Origin of the sequence: Bradyrhizobium zhengyangense (assembly GCF_022012555.1) — a bacterium.
In the GTDB taxonomy this organism is placed as follows: Bacteria; Pseudomonadota; Alphaproteobacteria; order Rhizobiales; family Xanthobacteraceae; genus Bradyrhizobium; species Bradyrhizobium zhengyangense.
Window position 1 is genome coordinate 602642 of the sequence record NZ_JAKLTZ010000003.1, and the last position, 18596, is coordinate 621237.

Here is an 18596-nt window from a genome sequence, read left to right on the forward strand (position 1 = left end):
GGAACTCGCGGAACTTCCGAAATGGCGGAAGTGGCAGTTTCTTTAACCTTATTAACGAGCAGGGCCTCGCGCGACGGTTGCGGACCGCTCCCGGCGCCAAAACAGCCCGATTGCGCGTGTTCCCCGGCGAAAATCCGGTGTATTGAGTTCCATCCGTCCTCCTTTCAGCCCTTGCCCGAACCTCATGCCGCTTTTCAACCAGTCGATCCGGCGCAAGATCGTCGGCATCGCCCTCGGATTGATCGTCCTGATGCTCGTCACCTCGGTCCTGTCGATGGTGATGTCGAGCCAGGTTGGCATTCTCCTGGACGAGCTGACCAATCGCTACATCCCGGCCTATAGCCATCTGGCCCGCGCCAACATCCGCTCGCTGGAGCGGGCGCTGGCGCTGCGGCAAATGGTCATGAGCAGGATGGGATCGCCGTCGGACGAGGAGGCCTACGCGGCGCGGCTTCGCGACTTCCAGGCATTGGACCGCAAGTTCGAGGAGGAGGCCGAGACCGCTCGCAAGCTGATCAACGCGATCATCGACGATCCAAGGACATATTCCGACAATGCCGCCCTGGCACGGCTCGACGTCCGCATCGAGACTGCCGTCGCTGAGTTGCGACGCAATCTGGACGAGGGTAACGCGAAACTGCTCAAGCAGGTCGACGCCAACGAGATGGCCGGTGCCCGCGGCACGCTGGAACAGCTCGATGTGCTGCGCGATCAATTCAACCGGCAGGTCGATGCAATCCGCGCCGACATGCTGACGCAGGTCTTCTTCTCGACCTCGCAGGTGATCCGTCGCCAGCATCAGGCGATCGTCATTTCGGGCGTCGTGACGCTGCTCGCAGCCGTCGTCGGATTTGCCTTTGCGTTGCTCGTCTCCGGCGGCATCACGCGCCCGGTGCGGCTGCTGCTCGCCGGTGCCCGCGAGGTCGAGGCCGGCCGCTTCGACAAGAGCATCACCGTCTCGACCCAGGACGAGATCGGCGAACTCGCGGCTGCCTTCAATCGCATGATCGAGCAACTGCGTCACAACGAGCGCATCCGCGAGACCTTTGGCCGCTACATCGATCCCAAGGTGGTGCAGGGCCTGATCGACCGGCCGGAGGTCGCCATCGATGGCCAGCGCCGGGTGATGACCATCATGTTCTCTGACATGAGCGGCTTCACCTCGATGAGCGAAGGCATGACCCCGCGGGGCCTCGTCAAGGTGATGAACCACTATTTCACGGTGATGTCCGCCCCGATCCGGAACAACCGCGGCGTGATCGACAAATATATCGGCGACGCCATCATGTCCTATTGGGGCCCGCCCTTCGTCGAGGAGGACGAGCAGGCACTGCTTGCCGGCCAGTCCGCCATCGACATGGCTGACCAGGTGCCCGCTCTCCAGAAGCAGCTGCCGGACCTGCTTGGCATCCGCGCCATGCCGGTGCCGTGCGACCTGCGCATCGGGATTGCCACCGGCGAGGTTCTGACCGGCAGCATCGGCTCCGAGCTGATGATGAGCTTTACGGTGATGGGCGATGCCGTGAACCTCGCCTCGCGCCTTGAGGCCGCGAACAAGGTCTACGGTACCCGAATCCTGATCTCGCAGGCGACCGCCGAGGCGATTGGATCCGGGCTCGAATTGCGCGAGGTCGACCGCCTTGCGGTGGTCGGCCAGAGTGTGCCGCAGCCGGTGTTCGAGGTGATGGGCAGGGCAGGTGCGCTCACCGCGTCACAGGAGGGGCTGCGCGCGCACTACGCCCAAGCGCTTGCCGCCTATCGCGCATGCCGCTTCACTGAGGCCCGCACCGCGTTCAATGCGGCGCTGGAGAGCGTCCCCGGCGACGGCCCGTCGCAGGCCATGCTTGCGCGCATCGCGCAGTTCGAGACCGCGCCGCCGGCGGCCGATTGGGACGGCGCCTGGCGCATGGACAGCAAATAGCTGTCCGCGCCGGGAATAATTGATTCTACTTCATAACGATGTTCGCCGTGACCCATTTTCCGGGCTTAGGTTTGGTGTCCCTGAGGCGTCTGATGGGGACACGCCGATGACAGAACTTGAGGACAGGCTGGAGCGCTTCGAGACGCTCACCGCCGAATGCGAGCTGATTGCCAAGCTTGCGACCGACAGCAACAAGCGCGAATTCTACCTGAAGCTTTCGGAGCAGTACCGTCAGCTGGCGGTGGACATGCGCCAGGCGATCGCGATCAGGGCCGCCGCCTGACGCCGGCCGGAGGCGCGGCCAAGAGGCGGCCAAGAGGCGGCCAAGAAGCGGCCAAGAAGCGGCCAAGAACGAGGCACGATGTTCCGCATCCGTGTCTGTGCGAGAGGTCGTGCAATCGCAATCCGTTCTTAACACTTGAGACGCATCCTCAATGGGGTCAGGGGATTCGCGCGTTGCGGTTCCCGGCGATGGGAATGCCTGGGGCAAGGTTGCCGTGTAACGTTGCCCGCGAACGTCACTCGTCCGATGGTTGGACATCCCATGCGTCTGCTTGCGGTCGCCTTGTTTGCGCTTTTGACGGCAGCCTGCAACCAGGAGCAGGACGTCACCGGCTCGACCCCGCTCTGCCCGATGCGCAGCTACACCTCCTACAATCCCCGCGACATGAACCAGTGTGTTGCCGCCTGCAAGGCGTGCGACCACGGCAATACCGTGACCTGCACGACCGCCTGCACGCTCCACGGCGCGCGGTGAGGAAAGGCGCTGCGTCGTCTCAGCCGCGCGCTGTCTCGCGCCGCAGTTCCGGGAAAATGGCCTCGTCCTGAAGGATGACGTCGGCCGTTCGCTGATAGTGCGCGGTCAACCGCTTCACCGCCAGGTCGGCATTGCCGCTCAGCACGGCCTCCATGATTGCCGCATGCTCGTCGCCGACGTGGCGTGAGGGGAAGGCTTTGCTGATCGACAGCCGACGGTAACGATAGAGCTGGTCGGCAAGCTGGCCGCAGAACGCGATCAATGATTGCGAGCCGCATTGGCCGATCAGGGTGCGATGGTAGATGCGGTGCAGCTTTTCCCATTCGGGATTGTCCTCAAACTCGGTGGCACTCAGCGAGCGCGGCACGCGGCTCAGCCGATGTTGGGCGAGGACAAGCTGTTCCTCCCAGGCTGGCGTGGACGCTGCCATGGACTCGCGCAGCGCCAGCGCCTCGACCCAGCAGCGCGTCTTGGTCAGTTCGGCGAGCTCCGCGCGGCTGACGTTCTTGACGTAGAAGCCGCGCTGCTCGCGGACCTCGACCAGTCCGTCGGCGGTCAGCCGGTTGAGCGCCTCGCGCAGCGGCGTTTGGCCGGTCTGATAGGTCTCCATCAGAAACCGCATTTGCAGCTTGCGCGATGGGGCGAGGCGTCCGGACAACAAATCCTCGCGCAGCCGGTCATAGACATGGCTCGCCTGCGTCGATGGCGCGGGCAAGGGGGCCGCCGTAGTCAATTCCACCGCTCCAGCCTCCGTTGTTCGCTCAGCTCACGGTTCGTCATCATATACATCTGCTGATGATTCCAAAAAATGTATAAATTTCTATTGCAGAGATGATTTTGTGTAATAAAAGGAAGTTGTCGGTTCGTGAAGGTGCGACCGCGATCAAGAAAACCACGCCCGGCTGGCCCGGACAGTGGCCTGATGGAGGAGTGCATTCATGCCCCGGTTTCCGGTGACAGCGCTGCGCAGCGTCGATCTCGGCACGCCGGACCTGGACCGCTCCATGGGGTTCTATTGCGACGTCTGGGGCCTTTCGCTGGTCACCCGAGCGGCCGGCGTCGTTTATCTCCGCGCGACCGGCAGCGACCATCACGTCCTGGCCCTCTATCAGAGCGAGTTGCCGGAGCTTGGCGCCGTGACGTTTCGCGTGGCGAGCGTCGATGATCTTGCATCCGTAGCTGCCAACGCGGTCGCCGAAGGCGCCCAGCTGATCCGCGAACCCGCGCCCAACGACGCGCCCGATGGCGGCGTGGCGATGGCCATTCGCGCGCCGGAAGGCGGCATCCTGCGTTTCGTTCACGGCGACATCAGTCATGCGCCGGAGCAACTGCAAAGTGACCGGCCCGAGCGGCTGGCCCACGTCAATCTCAACAGCACGGATGTCGATCGCTCCGCCGCCTTCTACGAGCGGGCGCTCGGTTTTCGGCTCACGGATCGCTCAAAGGCGATGGCGTTCGTCCGCTGCAACAGCGACCACCATGCGGTCGTGATTGCCGACGCCAAAGTCAACGGACTCAATCACGTCGCCTTCCTGATGCCGAGCCTCGAGACGGTGATGCGCGGCTCCGGGCGCATGATCGACGCCGGCTTCCCGATTGCGTGGGGCGTCGGACGCCACGGTCCGGGCGACAACGTGTTCTCCTACTTCATTGATCCGGTAGGCACCGTGATCGAATACACCGCCGAGGTGCTGCAGGTGGACGACAGCTATGTCGTACGCGGTCCGGATCATTGGGTCTGGCCGCCGGGCCGTACCGATCAATGGGGCATCGCGCCGCCCAAGGCTGACCACGTCAAGGCCGCGCAACTAGCCGTTCGCTACGCCGCGCCGTGAGCGCGACGATCCATCACCACGTAAACGAGGTATCGAGGTCAGTGTCGGGTTCGATCAGCGCGAACGAGTACCAGGTTGCTATCGTCGGCTTCGGCCCGTCAGGCGCTGTCGCCGCCAGCCTGCTGGGCGCGCAAGGCATCCGGACACTGGCTGTCGATCGCGACCGCTTGGTCTACGACAAGCCGCGCGCGATTGCGCTCGATCACGAGATCCTGCGCCTGTTCGACAATCTCGGCATTGCCGGCCAGCTCGCTCCGCACATCGGACCGTTTCCGGCGTCGGAACATTTCGGCGCGCACGGCCAGTTGATCCGGCGGATAGACATGGTGAGCGAGCCTTATCCGCTCGGCTACACCCCGACCATGGTGTTTACCCAGCCGCCTGTCGAGGAGATCTTGCGCGCGCATGCGCGATCCTATCCCTCGGTGGTCGTCGAGCTCGGCACCGAGCTCCGGCGGCTCGATCAGACGCCTGATGGCGTGACGCTCGAGCTGTGCGGCGAGCACGGCACGCGCAACGTCTCGGCGGACTATGTCATCGCCTGCGACGGCGCATCGAGCCTGGTCCGCCGCCAGCTCGGCATCGGCTTTGACGATCTGGTGTTTGACGAGCCCTGGCTCGTGGTCGACCTCCGGGTCAACGCTTCAGGGATCGCAAAGCTGCCGCGCACGGCGGCGCAGTTCTGCGATCCGTCGCGGCCGACCACCTATATCGTCGGACCCGGTTCGCATCGGCGCTTCGAGATCATGCTGCTGCCGGATGAGGATCCGCGCGCAATGGAGCAGCCCGAGCAGGTCTGGCGGCTGCTCGCACGCTGGCTCACGCCTGACGATGCGACGCTCTGGCGGGCGGCGAGCTATCGCTTTCACGCCCTTGTCGCAAGCAAATGGCGTGAAGGGCGCGTGTTTCTTGCCGGAGATGCCGCCCACCAGCAGCCACCGTTCATTGGCCAGGGCATGTGCCAGGGCGTTCGCGATGTCGCCAATCTGGTCTGGAAGCTTGCGCGCGTGTTGGACGGAGAGTCAGGCGCGGCGCTGCTCGATACCTATCAGGAGGAGCGCAGCGCTCACGTCCGTGAGCTGACGACGCGCATCAAGGCGATCGGCCACGTCATCTGCGAGCGCGATCCGGAAGCGGCCGCTGCCCGTGATGTCCGCATCCTCGCCGAAGGCGGCGGCATGCCGCGCACCATCACCCGTCAGGAGATCGTGCCGCCGCTCAGCTGCGGTCTGCGCGCCGACGTGCCGCATGCCGCCAGTGGCACGCTGTTTCCCCAGCCATGGCTCGTGACATCAAGGGGCCGACAATTGCTCGACGCGACATGCGGCGTTGGATGGCGGCTCGTGCTGAGGGGCGACAGCGCCTTGGCGCGATCACGCGCGATCGCGGCACGCGCGGCGGAGATGGGCTTGCGCCTGATCGCCATCGCTGACGCGGATCAGGATCAGGGGCCGGATGTCATGCGGGAGGAGAGTGGCGTGGTGACGGATTGGTTCACGCGGCATGCCTGCGCGGCCGCCATCGTGCGCCCCGATCATTACGTCTACGGCGTCGCGGCCGACGAAGCCGGACTCGCGGCGATGCTGTCCGATCTCGCGGCAAAGCTGCGATGAACAAAACAACGACAAAATGCAACAGGGGGAAATGATGCCATCATCGGAGAGCTTGACGACGGGGCCCACGGTGCCTGCACGCGCTTACGCGGTTCTCATCATGCTGTTTCTGTTTCAGACGATCAATTTCTTCGACAAGCTGGTCTTCGGCCTCTCGGCGGTACCGATGATGAAGGAGCTATCGCTCAGCCCGAAGGAATTCGGCCTCATCGGCAGCAGCTTCTTTCTACTATTCTCGCTCTCGGGGATGGCCGTCGGACTGTTCGTCGTCGGCCGCTTCCCCGTGAAATGGATCCTGATGTTGCTCGCTGCCATCTGGTCGGCGACGCAGCTTCCGGTGTTCTTCTCGAGCTCTGTCATGGTGCTGGTCGTCTGCCGCATTCTGCTCGGCGCGGGCGAGGGGCCCGGCCTGCCGACGGCCTTGCATGCCTGCTACAATTGGTTTCCCGCCGACAAGCGCAGTGTCCCGAGCGCCGTGGTCTTGCAGGGGATCAGCGTGGGCCTTTTGGCCGGCGGCCCCTTGTTGACCTATGTGATCCTTAGTCATGGCTGGCGCACGGGCTTTCTGGTTTGCGGCCTGCTCGGCATCGCCTGGATGGTGGCCTGGAGCGTCATCGGCGGGGAGGGGCCCTACGCCGCCGCGAGTGCGGGCCACGATGCACCTGCGGCCTCGCCGAACGTGCCGGCGCGGCTGTTGTGGTGTGATCCGACGGTGATCGGCGTCATCATCATGTCGACCATGTCGTACTGGATCGTCGGTATCTCCGCGACGTGGCTGCCGCCGTTCCTCCAGCTTGGGCTCGGCTACAAGCCGACCGATGTCGGCTGGATCATTTCGGCTATCTACATGTTCCAGTCGCCGCTGCTGCTCAGCGGTTCCTGGGTCACGCAGGTCCTTCAGCGTCGCGGCTGGAGCTTGCGCGCGTGTCTCGGCAACGCCTCGGGATTGGCGCTGTTGGTCGCAGGCTGTGCGCTGCTGCTCAGCATCGTAACCTCGGGCGCCCTTCAGCTCGCCTGCGTGGCCATCGCCTTCGCCGCGCCAAGCCTGACCACGATCTTCGGCCCGGTGGCACTCGGCGCCGTGGCGCCGGCGGCCCAGCGCGGCCGGCTGATCGTCGTGATCTATTCGGGCAATGCGGCATCGGCCCTATTCTCGAACGCGCTGACCGGATGGATCGTCGGCGAGGCGGGCAGCAACAGCGCGCTCGGCTATGCTCACGCCATGACATTCACTGCCGGCATTCTCATCGTCGGTGCGGTTGCCGCGTTTGCACTCATCTTCCCGGAGCGGACCATCGCGCGTTTTGCCAAGGCCTCTTCGCGATCACCTTCGGCTACCATTCTTCCCGCCACGTCGACCTGATCGACCGCTTCAAACGTCAAGGACACCACATGAAATTCGCAAGCTTTCAAATCGACAACACCGCCTCGTGGGGCCTGGTGGAGGGCGATAGCGTGGCCGATCTTGGGAATCGCTATCCCGATCTGAAATCGGCGATTGCGGCCGGCGCGCTTGCCGAGGCGGCCAAATCAGCGATTGGCGCGAAGCGCCATCCGCTGGCGAAGATCAAATTCCTGCCGGTGATTCCGAACCCCGACAAGATCCTCTGCATCGGTCTGAACTACGAGAACCATCGCAAGGAGACGGGCCGCACCGAGGTTGAGAATCCCACCGTGTTCGGGCGCTTCGCCAACAGCCAGACCGGACATCTCACCAACATCATCCGCCCGAAGGTCTCGACCCATCTCGACTTCGAGGGCGAGCTCGCGATCATCATCGGCAAGCCCGGCCGCTACATTCAGAAGAGCGAGGCTTGGGGCCACATCGCCGGCTATGCCTGCTACAACGAGGGCAGCGTGCGCGACTATCAACGCCACACCCACCAGTTTACGCCGGGTAAGAATTTTCCGTCGACTGGCGGCTTCGGTCCCTATCTGGTGACACCTGATGAGGTCGGCGATGTCGGTCCGCTGCGCTTGCAGACCCGGCTCAACGGCGAGGTGGTGCAGGACACCACCATCGACCAGATGATCTTCGATATCCCGCGCCAGATCGAATATTGCTCGCAGTTCACCCGGCTCGAGCCCGGCGACGTCATCGCGACAGGCACGCCGGGTGGCGTCGGCTCGCGGCGTACGCCGCCGCTGTGGATGAAAGCCGGCGACGTTGTCGAGGTCGAGATCGACAAGGTCGGCCTGCTCCGCAACGGGATTGCCGACGAAGCCTGATGTTTCCCGGACCTGACGACGGCCTATGCGCCGCTGCTGCGCAGGATTCACTGGGCAACGGCGGCGCAATCGCTCGGCATGACGCGGCTGTTATAGAACGCCGGCGCGGAACCGTTGGACGGCGACGGTGCGTCCGCACCGGAACGATTCACATGGGTCAATCATTACAGAAGGGCGGCAGGACGCGGAGTCCTTAGGAATGGGTATGCTCGATCCCGGTCGGTTTCTGGTGTCATGCTCGCATTGCGAAGCATGGCCGATGGCGGCCAATGTCAAACGTTCGAGCTGGTCGGCGCAGCCGCACGAAGTCAGCTTCGTGTGTCCACGCTGTCGCCGCGAGGAAACCGCCATCATCTCCGCCTCCGGTGAACTCACTCCGATCAAGCGGATCGACGCTCCGCCGCGCGACGTCACCACGGCCTGGGCTCAGGCCCAGCGCCCGAGAGGGCGCGCGTAGCGCGCCTGTCTCGCCCCGTGGGGGCGGTTGGCGGACTTGTCCGACAATGTGGTAGGATCGCCGCCAGGAGATTGTTCATGCCCCTCACGATCCTGCCGCCGCAGTCCGACCACGCCAGGCTTCACCCGGTCGAGCCGCGTTATGCCGCGCTGTTCTGCTTTGCGCTGCTGACTGTGTCCTGCGCGCTGGCAAGCTTTGCGCTTGCCTGTGCGACGCCGTTTGCGGCGTTCGCTGTCGTGGCTGCGGCCGCGCTGCCGCTGCGTCAAGCGCTGCTGGTTGTCACCGGCGCGTGGCTGGTGAACCAATGCATCGGCTTCGCCGCGCTCCACTATCCCATTGATGCCAGCACCATCGCCTGGGGCCTTGCGATCGGCGCCGCGACGCTTGTCGCGACGGCCGCGGCATCGATCATGCTTCGCACCCTGCCGCAAGGCCGCACGCCGCTGATGCTGGCGATTGCCCTTGTCGCCGCCTATGCGGCCTATGAGCTGGCGCTGTTCGCCGCGACGCCGTTCCTTGGCGGGCAGGGCGCTTTCACGGCGGCCATCGTCTCGCGGATCGGGCTGACCTGCGCGGTGTGGCTCGCGGGCCTCGTCGCCGTCTGCGAGATCGCCCGCCTGATCGGCTCCCTCGGGCGGGGACGCGCAACCGCTTGAGCAGCGAAGCCCGTTGGCGCGACGATATCGCCTCATTGGTCTTTCCCGTGGCCGGACATGGCGCGATCTGCGCCGTGCACCGGGGCGCTTTCCGGACGTTGCTCGGTGCGGAGCCCACGCCGGAGGCCTGCCTCGGCTATTTCCAGCGGCTTGAGGCCGTCTTTCGCGCTGCCGCGGACGCCAAGATCGCCCGCAGGGACATTTTGCCCGGGACGAGCCTGCATCTTACCAGTCGCGACATCGCCCGGAAGCTGCTAGAAGACGCGCAAATCGCCAATGGAGAATAGACCATGAGCCAGTCCCAGCTCGCCAACGCCCAGACCTCGGCCCAGATCACGCTTCCGGTCGCCGCAGGGCAGGTGGGACGGCTGTCGCAGGCCGTGATGGCCATGGTGCTCGGCGTGTTCGTCGTCGGCATGGTCGGCTTCTCCCATATCGACGTCGTCCACAACGCCGCCCACGACGTGCGCCACTCGAACGCGTTCCCCTGCCACTAATCTCGAAGGCATGAGCACGTTTCGCGCGATCGTCTTCGCATCGGTCATTTCAGGTTTCGTCGTCGGCCTCCTCGTCACCGCCGTCCAGCAGTTCGGCACCGTCCCCCTGATCCTGAAGGCGGAGGTCTTCGAGAAGGCGGCGGACGCGCACCAGCATGACGCGCCAGCCACGGCGCAGCCGGCAGCGGCCGGGCATGACCACGCAGACCATGACCATGCAGCCCACGATCACGGCGACCATGATCGTGGCGCCGGCGACCACGATCATGGCGGCGCCTGGGAGCCGCGCGACGGATTTGAGCGCAACGCCTACACCGCCGCCGCCAATGTCCTGACCGCGATCGGATTCGCGCTGCTTCTTGCCGGCTTCTTCGCCGTGCGCAGCGGGGCGACGGGGGCGAGCGTCTCCTGGCATGAAGGCCTGTTGTGGGGCCTGGCGGGCTTCGCCGTCTTTACGCTTGCGCCGGGCCTTGGCCTGCCGCCGGAGCTGCCCGGCGTGCCCTCGGCGCCGCTGCTGTCGCGGCAGATCTGGTGGCTCGCCGCCGTGCTGGCGACGGCGGGCGGGCTCGCCTTGATCGTCTTCCGCCGGACGGTGCCGGCGGCGATATCAGGGGTGATCCTGCTGACCCTGCCGCACCTGATCGGCGCGCCTGATCTCGCCAATGTCGAGACCAACGTGCCGTCGTCGCTGACGCACCAGTTCGTCACCGCGGTGACGGTGACGAGCCTGGTGTTCTGGACCATGCTCGGCGGCCTGACGAGCGCGGTGTTCGCGCGTTTCGATCGCGGCGCGACCCTCTAGCGCTTCGCTCCTACCAGTCGTTCGCTGACCGTCCGGGCAATCGCCGCCGGCGCCTGATCGGGGATTGCGAAGCACGAGCTCGCGTTGATCTCGCAGAGAACGTAGGTGTCGGCTCCGTCCGCATTGCGCGGCCCGAACAGGAAGTCGGCGTCCCAGATCACCGGCAGGGACGCCTCGTTGATGGAGAGCAGCTCCATCATTTGCGGCGTCCATTCCTCCTCCATCGATCGCCTCAGCGCCTGGAATTGCGGGGCATCGGGGCCGTGCATGACGCGAGGCCCCGGTTGCGCCTCAGGCGCATCAGGCCCCTCGGCCGGCGGCGGGATCAGGGCCTTGATCAATTGATGGCCGAAGCCTGCGACTTTGGCGCCGCTCATGTAGCAGCGGATCATGCCGTCGGGCAGGCGCGGTTGAAACGGCTGATCGATGATGCAGCCGCCCCAGCCGAAATACGGCTCGCACCGCGCGAGGAAGGCCTCGAGCGGCACGTCCTCGGGAAGGCTGCCGCGCAGCGCATGGAGCACGCGAACCGTCGGGACTGCGTTCGCGAGCGCCTCGACCTTCCAGACGCCCTGGCCGCCATTGCCGCGGTTCTGCTTGAGCACGCGCGGTCCAGCGGCTTGCAGCCGCGGCGGAAACTCCGCCCGAAACGCGGCCGCGCTGTCGTAGCGATGGGTGTCCGCGCCCCATCCGAGATGCCGCGTCCGGTACAGCACCTCCTTGACGCCCATCTTCAGGATGACATCAGGGTGCGCGCTGACCCACGGGCCGCGCGCCGCGACGTCACGCAGCAGGGCGTCGAGCTCGGCGCGCGTCTTGCCCTGGTGGATCGGATCGACCCAGACCAGCACGCCGTCGACTCCAAGCAATTGCTCGCGGACGGCTTCAGCGAAGCTTTCATCGTAGATCGCCGGTTGCGCGTCGATGCCGGCGGCGGCGAGCGCCTCGAAGACGCGAACGAAACGGCTGTTCTGCGGGGTGGTGTTCCGGCGGGCGTCGGCGTCGCCGCGCGAAACAATGGCCAGGGAATATCGGTGAGGGGATTTGGTGTCCATGCGCAAGCTCCACGAATTGCGTGCTGCGCAGACTTGGACCGAAGTCTCACGGGGAGTCTGCTTCGTCCCCACCGGGCCATTCTAGGCGGGATCGTCCGGAAAGCGCAAGACGCGACGATGCGGCATTCAAGCGAGAGACCCACGAACGATTTCGTTCCATCGGGTCTCCGAAATCTTTTCGAAGCGCACCTGAATCCGCGCGTTGACAGCCTGGACCCCCGGGCTTCTAGTTCGGGCATCGGGGATATGCGGTCTCCCCGCGAGGCGACATGCCCAAGCATCGCGTCCTGATCACCAAGGGCGCAGCATGTCCACTTCATCCATCTCGATTGATCTGACAGATCGGCTCGTCCGTCTCGCGCGGCATGCGTCGGCGCGTGCCGTCGATGCCTGAGCCGAACACGGCTTCAACCCTGGGGCAGGGACACCAGGAGAACGATCATGCGACGACGCACACTCTGTCACGCAGCCATCATGTTGGCCGCCGCCTTGGGAGTCGTCCTGGGCGCCGCGCAATTCATCGCGCCGGCCCGCGCGGACGACATCAATTGGCCGGCGATCGATCAAACGCTCGGACGCAAGGCCGCCGTCTCGGATGATGTCCACCGCTACGGATTTCCGCGCAGCGATCTCTCCGTGACCCTGGACGGGGTCGCGATCAAGCCGGCGCTGGCGCTCGGCGGCTGGGTGGCGTTCAAGCCGGCGCATGGCGGCGCCATGGTCATGGGCGACCTCGTGCTGCTCGAGACCGAGATCAATCCGGTGATGGCGAAGATGATCGCGAGTGGTCTGGAGATCACCGCCGTGCACAATCATCTGCTGCGGGCGAGCCCGGCTACGTTCTACATGCATGTCGCCGGACATGGCGACCCCGCCAAGCTCGCCGCCGCGATCCATGATGCACTCGCCGCAAGCAAGACACCGCTCACCGCTGCCGCACCGGCGAGCCCGCCGCCCGCCGTCGATCTCGATACAGCCAAGCTCGACCAGATCATCGGCACCAAGGGACAGGCCAATGGCGGTGTCTATCAGTTCACCGTCAAGCGTCGTGATCCGGTCACGCAGGCGGGCATGCCGCTCGCGCCCGTAGGCGCAATGGGCGTCGCGATCGGCATCAACTTCCAGCCGACAGGGGGAGGCAAGGCGGCCATCACCGGCGACTTCGTTCTGTCAGATAACGAGGTGAACCCGGTGATTGCCGCGCTGCTGGAGAACGGCATCGAAGTGACGGCGCTGCACAGCCATATGCTGGACGAGCAGCCGCGGCTGCTCTTCATGCACTTCTGGGCCAACGACGACGCGATCAAGCTTGCCAAGGGCCTTCGCGCCGCGCTCGACAAGACGGCAAGTGCGAAAGGCTGACCGGCAAGCCAGTCACGTCATCAGTTCGTGCAAGCCTATCCAGCCGGTGTACAGGCCGACAAAGACGATCAAGGCCGCCGAGACATAGGGCGCGCGGTGGGCGTAGCGGCTGAAGCCGCTCCAGTGGCGTTCGACGTGGCGCAGGCTGAGCGCGGCGAGAACGCCTGCCGATACCATCGTGATCGCGAGCCCGATACCGAAGGACAGCACCAGGACGAAGCCGAGGCTGAACTGCTTCAACTGAATGCAGAGCAGCAGCACCGTGATCGCGGCGGGGCAGGGGATCAGGCCGCCGCTGAGGCCGAACAAGACGATCTGCGCCGTGGTGACTGTTCGTCCGGCAAAGCGCTTGCGGATGTCGGCGGCGTGAGCGCGCGCATGCGCGTCATCCTCGTCGCCGAGGTCGATGTGGTCGTGGTCGTGCTCCTCGAACAGCAGTTCGGTCGCGTCGCCGGCGAGGGTGACGCGCGCCTTGAACGCATGCGGCTCGGGAATCTCATCGACGCTTTCGAGGTATCCGTCCCGCGCGGCGAACGCGAAGGCCTGCTCCGCGCCGTCCTCGCGGATCGTGGTCACCCTGATGTCGCCGGCAGCGGGAAGTGCGTCCTTTTCGCTTCGGATCCGCCAGCGCGGCGGTACGTCGTCTTCGAACACCTCCAGCAGCAGCGCGAAGCCGGCGAGCGAGATCGATTGCGGCTCGTCGTGGTGGTGATGATGATCATGATGATCGTGTTCGTGGTTCTGGTCCCGCCAGGTGCGCCAGACCATCCAGCCGGCGATGCCGATGATGATCGCGGCGGAGACCAGTTGCAGCCAGGCCTCGCTGCGTTCGCCTGACAGTTCCTGGCCGAAATACAGGCCCGCAAGCGCGACCGCCCAGACAACTGCGGTATGGGAGATGGTCGCCGACAGGCCGAGCAGCACGGCCTGGAACACGGTGCCTCGGACCGCGATGATGAACGCGGCCATCATCGTCTTCGAATGCCCGGGCTCGAGACCATGCAGCACGCCGAGCAGGATGGCGCTGGGCACGAACAGCCATGCGTGTGCGCTGCTCTGTTGGAGCAGATGAGACAGGTCGGTCATCTCGTTCACTTCAAATAGGTTCGGACGACGTCGATGAGGTCGGCGGCGCCCTTGGCCTTCTCCGGATCCTTCTCGTGCGCGGGATCCACCACATGATGGCGGATGTGGTCTTCCAGGAGCTCGGTGGTGAGACCGCTGATTGCGCCCTTCACCGACGCCACCAGCATCAGCACATCGGCGCAGCCGATCTCCGACTCCAGCGCACGCTCGACGGCTTCAAGTTGACCCTTGATGCGCCGGACGCGGCCGATCAGCTTCGACTTGTGCTTGATGGTGTGCGACATCAGGGTAACATAGGGGGGTACCCTATATGAGTCAATGCGCGCATGCCGTCGCTTTGCGGCGAAGGCCGACTCAGTTGCGATCCACGCACCGTCGCCACAACAGCGGTCGCACTTTCCGCATCATGAAATCAGAGATTGCGAGATGTCATCTTCGCGCGGGTATCACGGTAAGCGAACCCGTGTCTTCCCGGTAACGATTGTGCTGCCTGAGCAACACCTTCTGTGGATTTAACCCTCATCACTGGTCGTTCGCATCGGCGCCGCTTTTTGGCCACACCCGAACATGAATAAAATCACTCGAATGTTTCAGGGGCTGGGCTGGTCCCTTGCAGGCGGCAGGAAATTCCAAGGTCGATTCAAATCTTGGTTCTGATCTTCCTGAACTGACAAGGGTTAGCCAGGAAACTGGACCTGAGGAAACTGGTCGCGATGGACGCCAAGGCCAACATCAAGCAGAGGCTGCCGAGCCGTCATGTGACGGAAGGTCCTGCGCGCGCGCCCCATCGCTCCTACTTCTACGCCATGGGTCTGACCACCGAGCAGATCCACCAGCCCTTCGTCGGCGTTGCCTCGTGCTGGAATGAAGCGGCTCCGTGCAACATCTCCCTGATGCGCCAGGCGCAGGCGGTGAAGAAGGGTGTCGCATCCGCCGGCGGCACGCCGCGCGAATTCTGCACCATCACCGTCACCGACGGCATCGCCATGGGCCATGACGGCATGCGCTCCTCGCTGCCGTCGCGCGAATGCATCGCCGACTCCGTCGAGCTGACCGTGCGCGGCCACGCCTACGACGCCTTGGTCGGGCTCGCCGGCTGCGACAAGTCGCTGCCGGGCATGATGATGGCGATGCTGCGCCTCAACGTTCCCTCGATTTTCATTTACGGCGGCTCGATCCTCCCCGGCAATTTCCGCGGGCAGCAGGTCACCGTGCAGGACATGTTCGAGGCCGTCGGCAAGCACTCGGTCGGCGCCATGTCGGACGAGGACCTCGACGAGATCGAGCGCGTGGCGTGCCCCTCTGCGGGCGCCTGCGGCGCGCAGTTCACCGCCAACACCATGGCGACCGTATCCGAGGCCATCGGCCTCGCGCTGCCTTACTCGGCCGGTGCTCCGGCACCGTATGAAATCCGCGACGCCTTCTGCATGACCGCGGGCGAGAAGGTGATGGACCTGATCGCGTCCAATCTTCGGCCGCGCGACATCGTCACCCGCAAGGCGCTGGAGAATGCCGCCGCCGTCGTCGCCGCCTCCGGCGGCTCGACCAATGCTGCGCTGCACCTGCCGGCGATCGCGCATGAGGCCGGGATCAAGTTTGACTTATTCGACGTCGCCGAAATCTTCAAAAAGACACCTTATGTCGCGGATTTGAAGCCGGGTGGCCGTTATGTCGCCAAAGACATGTTTGAAGTTGGCGGCATACCGCTTCTGATGAAGACGCTGCTCGACAACGGATTTCTCCACGGTGACTGCATTACGGTCACTGGTCGAACGATCGCCGAAAACCTCAAGAGCGTGAAATGGAATCCGCACCAAGACGTGGTGCACCCGGCAGACAAGCCCATCACCGTCACGGGGGGTGTGGTCGGTCTGAAGGGCAATTTGGCGCCAGAAGGTGCGATCGTGAAAGTCGCGGGCATGTCCAACCTCAAGTTTACCGGTCCGGCCAGGTGCTTCGACCGGGAGGAGGATGCGTTCGAGGCGGTCCAGAAGCGCACCTATCGGGAAGGCGAAGTCATCGTGATCCGCTACGAGGGCCCCAAGGGCGGCCCCGGCATGCGGGAGATGCTCCAGACCACCGCGGCGCTGACCGGCCAGGGCATGGGCGGCAAGATCGCGCTCATCACCGATGGTCGCTTCTCCGGCGCCACGCGCGGCTTCTGCATCGGCCATGTCGGCCCGGAGGCGGCGATCGGGGGCCCGATCGGGCTGCTCGAGGATGGCGACATCATCGAGATCGATGCGGACGCCGGTACCCTTAACGTAAAATTGAGCGACGCTGAACTGGCTCAGCGCAAGACCAAATGGAGCGCTCGCGCGACTAACCATACGTCGGGTGCGCTCTGGAAATATGCCCAACAGGTTGGACCAGCGGTCGGGGGGGCAGTGACCCATCCGGGCGGCGCGCACGAGAAACAGTGCTATGCGGACATCTAGGCGTGCCATCGTTGCGTTTGTGTTGGGGGCTACCGCGCTGGCCGCGCCGGCGCTCGCCTTTGACGGCGCGCCTGTCAATCCGAAGGACGCGACCATCCCCGTCGTGACCAGCTTGCCCGGTTCCGCGGGCGCGGTGCGCAAGTCGGTGCCGCCGGTCGCGACCCAGGAAACCTCGCTCAGTGCCCTGCAATATGCCGCCGAGGGCGGTCATCCCATTGCGCAGTGGAAGCTCGGCCGCATGTATGCGAGCGGTGACGGCGTCGTCCAGGACGACGTGCGCGCGTTCGAATATTTCAACCGGATCGCCAATGCGCATGCCGAGGACAGCCCGTCGGCGCCGCAGGCGCAGATCGTCGCCAATGCCTTCGTCGCGCTCGGCCGCTATTATCTGAGCGGCATTCCGAACTCGAAGGTCAAGGCCGATCCCGACAGGGCGCGGGAGATGTTCTCCTATGCCGCCTCCTATTTCGGTAACGCGGACGCACAGTACGATCTCGCCCGGCTCTATCTGAAGACGCCGGACGCCTCGCGTGAGGATTTCCGCTACGGCGCGCGCTGGCTCGGCCTTGCCGCCCAGAAGGGGCAGCACGAGGCCCAGGCGCTGCTCGGGCAGATGCTGTTCAACGGCGACCGCCTGCCGCGGCAGGCCGCGCGCGGCCTGATGTGGCTGACGCTGGCGCGTGACAGTGCCGGCACTGATGAGACCTGGATCAAGGAAAACTACAACCGCGCCTTCGCCAAGGCCTCCGACGACGACCGCGCCATGTGCCTGCAAATGCTGGAACAGTGGGTGCAGGGCCGCCGCGAGTAGGTTCGGCAACGTCGGTGCCGTAGGGTGGGCAAAGGCGCAAAGCGCCGTGCCCACGATCTCTCTCCGAAGCCGGCAGAACGTGGGCACGGCGCGCGAAGGGCGCGCCTTTGCCCACCCTACAGCAGTTGCGACTGCCGCTCGCTCCGGCCAACTCGGCCTAAAGCCTACGCCGCCTCCAGATCCAGATCCGCCCACACAGGCACGTGATCCGACGGCTTCTCCCAGGCCCGCACATAGCTGTCGATGCCGACATTGGCGAGCCGGTCGCTCGCCTGGGGCGAGAGCAGCAGATGGTCGATGCGCAGTCCCTGGTTCTTCTGCCAGGCCCCGGCCTGGTAATCCCAGAACGTGTAGAGACCAGGTTCGTCGGTGACGGCCCTTAAGGCGTCGGTCAGGCCGAGGCCGAGCAGGGACTGAAAGCTCTCCCGCGTCTCGGTCTTGAACAGGGCGTCCTCGGTCCAGGCGGCCGGATTGTGGACGTCGTGGGCATGCGGGATGACGTTGAAATCGCCAGCGAGGATCAGCGGCTCCTCGGTCTTAAGACGCTCCTTCGAATACTCAAGAAGCCGCGACATCCATTTGAGCTTGTAGGGATATTTCTCGGTGCCGACGGGATTGCCGTTGGGCAGATAGAGACAGGCGATGCGCAGCACGCCCTGCTTGAGTGTCACCACGCCCTCGAGGAAACGGGCATGCGTGTCCTCGTCGTCGCCGGCAAGTCCTGACTTGGTCTCATCGAATTTCAGTTTGGAGAGCAGGGCAACGCCGTTGAACGTCTTCTGCCCGTGGGTCACCACGTTGTAGCCGAGCGCTTCGATCTCCAGTCGCGGGAAGGCCTCGTCGACACATTTGATCTCCTGCAGGCAGACGATATCGGGCTGGCACTCCTTCAGCCAGGTCAGCAGGAGATCGATCCGCTGCCGGACCGAATTGACGTTCCAGGTGGCAACTCTGATGGGCATGGGGGGCGGCTCCGGGCAGGGGCCATGGTTAGAACAAACCGCTAACGCCTCCGTCAAGGACGCCGCAAAATCTCCCACAAAATTAACCCGGTTGAAGCCGGCCGTAGGCCATTGA

At 64.7% G+C, this 18596-nt stretch carries 20 protein-coding genes; 15 read left to right on the forward strand and 5 right to left on the reverse strand.

What is annotated here, in order from left to right; translation table 11 throughout:
- The first annotated feature begins 184 nt into the window (after window positions 1-184).
- The 3 genes from L6639_RS13465 (at window position 185) to L6639_RS13475 (ending at window position 2678) form a co-directional block, all read left to right on the forward strand.
- A complete protein-coding gene (locus tag L6639_RS13465; RefSeq protein WP_237862109.1) occupies window positions 185-1921 on the forward strand; it encodes an adenylate/guanylate cyclase domain-containing protein in 1737 nt (578 codons plus the stop codon).
- Window positions 1922-2027: 106 nt separating this feature from the next.
- Window positions 2028-2204, forward strand: coding sequence for a hypothetical protein (locus tag L6639_RS13470; RefSeq protein ID WP_237862111.1), 177 nt, complete (start codon window positions 2028-2030; stop codon window positions 2202-2204).
- Window positions 2205-2465: 261 nt separating this feature from the next.
- Window positions 2466-2678, forward strand: coding sequence for a hypothetical protein (locus L6639_RS13475; RefSeq protein WP_237862113.1), 213 nt, complete (start codon window positions 2466-2468; stop codon window positions 2676-2678).
- 19 nt (window positions 2679-2697) lie between these two features.
- Here L6639_RS13475 and L6639_RS13480 read toward each other — a convergent pair whose 3' ends face one another.
- The gene (locus tag L6639_RS13480; RefSeq protein ID WP_237862115.1) at window positions 2698-3411 is read right to left on the reverse strand and encodes a GntR family transcriptional regulator; all 714 of its coding nucleotides are present in this window, start codon (window positions 3409-3411) and stop codon (window positions 2698-2700) included.
- 205 nt (window positions 3412-3616) lie between these two features.
- On the opposite strand from L6639_RS13480, the gene L6639_RS13485 reads away from it, so the two are divergent.
- The 9 genes from L6639_RS13485 (at window position 3617) to L6639_RS13525 (ending at window position 10767) form a co-directional block, all read left to right on the forward strand.
- Complete coding sequence (locus tag L6639_RS13485; protein ID WP_237862117.1) at window positions 3617-4513, forward strand: VOC family protein; 897 nt, start codon at window positions 3617-3619, stop codon at window positions 4511-4513.
- Between the two features lie 41 nt (window positions 4514-4554).
- Window positions 4555-6126 carry a bifunctional 3-(3-hydroxy-phenyl)propionate/3-hydroxycinnamic acid hydroxylase gene (locus tag L6639_RS13490; protein ID WP_237862119.1) on the forward strand — a complete coding sequence of 524 codons (1572 nt, stop codon included), beginning with the start codon at window positions 4555-4557 and terminating at the stop codon, window positions 6124-6126.
- A gap of 34 nt (window positions 6127-6160) precedes the next feature.
- Window positions 6161-7489, forward strand: a complete 1329-nt coding sequence (locus L6639_RS13495) for an MFS transporter (RefSeq protein WP_377802677.1) — start codon at window positions 6161-6163, stop codon at window positions 7487-7489.
- A 29-nt stretch (window positions 7490-7518) separates the two neighbouring features.
- Window positions 7519-8355 carry a fumarylacetoacetate hydrolase family protein gene (locus L6639_RS13500; protein ID WP_237862123.1) on the forward strand — a complete coding sequence of 279 codons (837 nt, stop codon included), beginning with the start codon at window positions 7519-7521 and terminating at the stop codon, window positions 8353-8355.
- Between the two features lie 199 nt (window positions 8356-8554).
- A complete protein-coding gene (locus L6639_RS13505; protein ID WP_057755853.1) occupies window positions 8555-8812 on the forward strand; it encodes a hypothetical protein in 258 nt (85 codons plus the stop codon).
- 77 nt (window positions 8813-8889) lie between these two features.
- Complete coding sequence (locus L6639_RS13510; RefSeq protein ID WP_237862125.1) at window positions 8890-9468, forward strand: hypothetical protein; 579 nt, start codon at window positions 8890-8892, stop codon at window positions 9466-9468.
- Window positions 9465-9755, forward strand: a complete 291-nt coding sequence (locus tag L6639_RS13515; RefSeq protein ID WP_237862127.1) for a hypothetical protein — start codon at window positions 9465-9467, stop codon at window positions 9753-9755. The genes L6639_RS13510 and L6639_RS13515 overlap by 4 nt, the downstream gene beginning before the upstream one ends.
- A gap of 3 nt (window positions 9756-9758) precedes the next feature.
- Window positions 9759-9965: a CbtB domain-containing protein gene (locus tag L6639_RS13520; protein WP_237862129.1), complete on the forward strand. Its 207-nt coding sequence runs from the start codon at window positions 9759-9761 to the stop codon at window positions 9963-9965.
- Between the two features lie 10 nt (window positions 9966-9975).
- Window positions 9976-10767: a CbtA family protein gene (locus L6639_RS13525; RefSeq protein ID WP_237862131.1), complete on the forward strand. Its 792-nt coding sequence runs from the start codon at window positions 9976-9978 to the stop codon at window positions 10765-10767.
- Here L6639_RS13525 and L6639_RS13530 read toward each other — a convergent pair.
- Window positions 10764-11822, reverse strand: coding sequence for a Cj0069 family protein (locus L6639_RS13530; protein ID WP_237862133.1), 1059 nt, complete (start codon window positions 11820-11822; stop codon window positions 10764-10766). The two genes, L6639_RS13525 and L6639_RS13530, sit on opposite strands and share 4 nt — an antisense overlap.
- 474 nt (window positions 11823-12296) lie before the next feature.
- On the opposite strand from L6639_RS13530, the gene L6639_RS13535 reads away from it, so the two are divergent.
- The gene (locus L6639_RS13535) at window positions 12297-13184 is read left to right on the forward strand and encodes a DUF1259 domain-containing protein (protein WP_377802678.1); all 888 of its coding nucleotides are present in this window, start codon (window positions 12297-12299) and stop codon (window positions 13182-13184) included.
- A 12-nt stretch (window positions 13185-13196) separates the two neighbouring features.
- Here L6639_RS13535 and L6639_RS13540 read toward each other — a convergent pair whose 3' ends face one another.
- The gene (locus L6639_RS13540) at window positions 13197-14270 is read right to left on the reverse strand and encodes a nickel/cobalt efflux transporter (protein ID WP_237862137.1); all 1074 of its coding nucleotides are present in this window, start codon (window positions 14268-14270) and stop codon (window positions 13197-13199) included.
- A 5-nt stretch (window positions 14271-14275) separates the two neighbouring features.
- Window positions 14276-14554: a metal/formaldehyde-sensitive transcriptional repressor gene (locus tag L6639_RS13545; RefSeq protein WP_063706516.1), complete on the reverse strand. Its 279-nt coding sequence runs from the start codon at window positions 14552-14554 to the stop codon at window positions 14276-14278.
- A 429-nt stretch (window positions 14555-14983) separates the two neighbouring features.
- On the opposite strand from L6639_RS13545, the gene ilvD reads away from it, so the two are divergent.
- The gene (gene ilvD / locus L6639_RS13550) at window positions 14984-16708 is read left to right on the forward strand and encodes a dihydroxy-acid dehydratase (protein WP_237862139.1); all 1725 of its coding nucleotides are present in this window, start codon (window positions 14984-14986) and stop codon (window positions 16706-16708) included.
- Complete coding sequence (locus tag L6639_RS13555; RefSeq protein WP_237862141.1) at window positions 16695-17519, forward strand: tetratricopeptide repeat protein; 825 nt, start codon at window positions 16695-16697, stop codon at window positions 17517-17519. Before ilvD ends, L6639_RS13555 begins: the two co-directional genes overlap by 14 nt.
- 164 nt (window positions 17520-17683) lie before the next feature.
- On the opposite strand, the gene xth is transcribed toward L6639_RS13555, so the two are convergent.
- Window positions 17684-18481: an exodeoxyribonuclease III gene (xth, locus tag L6639_RS13560; protein WP_237862143.1), complete on the reverse strand. Its 798-nt coding sequence runs from the start codon at window positions 18479-18481 to the stop codon at window positions 17684-17686.
- Between the last annotated feature and the right edge of the window lie 115 nt (window positions 18482-18596).

Excerpts from the sequence above, each read along its gene's own strand:
- L6639_RS13465 (WP_237862109.1), top strand. The coding sequence starts at position 185 with ATGCCGCTTTTCAACCAGTCGATCCGGCGCAAGATCGTCGGCATCGCC.
- L6639_RS13470 (WP_237862111.1), top strand. The coding sequence starts at position 2,028 with ATGACAGAACTTGAGGACAGGCTGGAGCGCTTCGAGACGCTCACCGCC.
- L6639_RS13475 (WP_237862113.1), top strand. The coding sequence starts at position 2,466 with ATGCGTCTGCTTGCGGTCGCCTTGTTTGCGCTTTTGACGGCAGCCTGC.
- L6639_RS13485 (WP_237862117.1), top strand. The coding sequence starts at position 3,617 with ATGCCCCGGTTTCCGGTGACAGCGCTGCGCAGCGTCGATCTCGGCACG.
- L6639_RS13495 (WP_377802677.1), top strand. The coding sequence starts at position 6,161 with ATGCCATCATCGGAGAGCTTGACGACGGGGCCCACGGTGCCTGCACGC.
- L6639_RS13500 (WP_237862123.1), top strand. The coding sequence starts at position 7,519 with ATGAAATTCGCAAGCTTTCAAATCGACAACACCGCCTCGTGGGGCCTG.
- L6639_RS13505 (WP_057755853.1), top strand. The coding sequence starts at position 8,555 with ATGGGTATGCTCGATCCCGGTCGGTTTCTGGTGTCATGCTCGCATTGC.
- L6639_RS13510 (WP_237862125.1), top strand. The coding sequence starts at position 8,890 with ATGCCCCTCACGATCCTGCCGCCGCAGTCCGACCACGCCAGGCTTCAC.
- L6639_RS13520 (WP_237862129.1), top strand. The coding sequence starts at position 9,759 with ATGAGCCAGTCCCAGCTCGCCAACGCCCAGACCTCGGCCCAGATCACG.
- L6639_RS13525 (WP_237862131.1), top strand. The coding sequence starts at position 9,976 with ATGAGCACGTTTCGCGCGATCGTCTTCGCATCGGTCATTTCAGGTTTC.
- L6639_RS13530 (WP_237862133.1), bottom strand. The coding sequence starts at position 11,822 with ATGGACACCAAATCCCCTCACCGATATTCCCTGGCCATTGTTTCGCGC.
- L6639_RS13535 (WP_377802678.1), top strand. The coding sequence starts at position 12,297 with ATGTTGGCCGCCGCCTTGGGAGTCGTCCTGGGCGCCGCGCAATTCATC.
- L6639_RS13540 (WP_237862137.1), bottom strand. The coding sequence starts at position 14,270 with ATGACCGACCTGTCTCATCTGCTCCAACAGAGCAGCGCACACGCATGG.
- L6639_RS13545 (WP_063706516.1), bottom strand. The coding sequence starts at position 14,554 with ATGTCGCACACCATCAAGCACAAGTCGAAGCTGATCGGCCGCGTCCGG.
- ilvD (WP_237862139.1), top strand. The coding sequence starts at position 14,984 with ATGGACGCCAAGGCCAACATCAAGCAGAGGCTGCCGAGCCGTCATGTG.
- L6639_RS13555 (WP_237862141.1), top strand. The coding sequence starts at position 16,695 with ATGCGGACATCTAGGCGTGCCATCGTTGCGTTTGTGTTGGGGGCTACC.
- xth (WP_237862143.1), bottom strand. The coding sequence starts at position 18,481 with ATGCCCATCAGAGTTGCCACCTGGAACGTCAATTCGGTCCGGCAGCGG.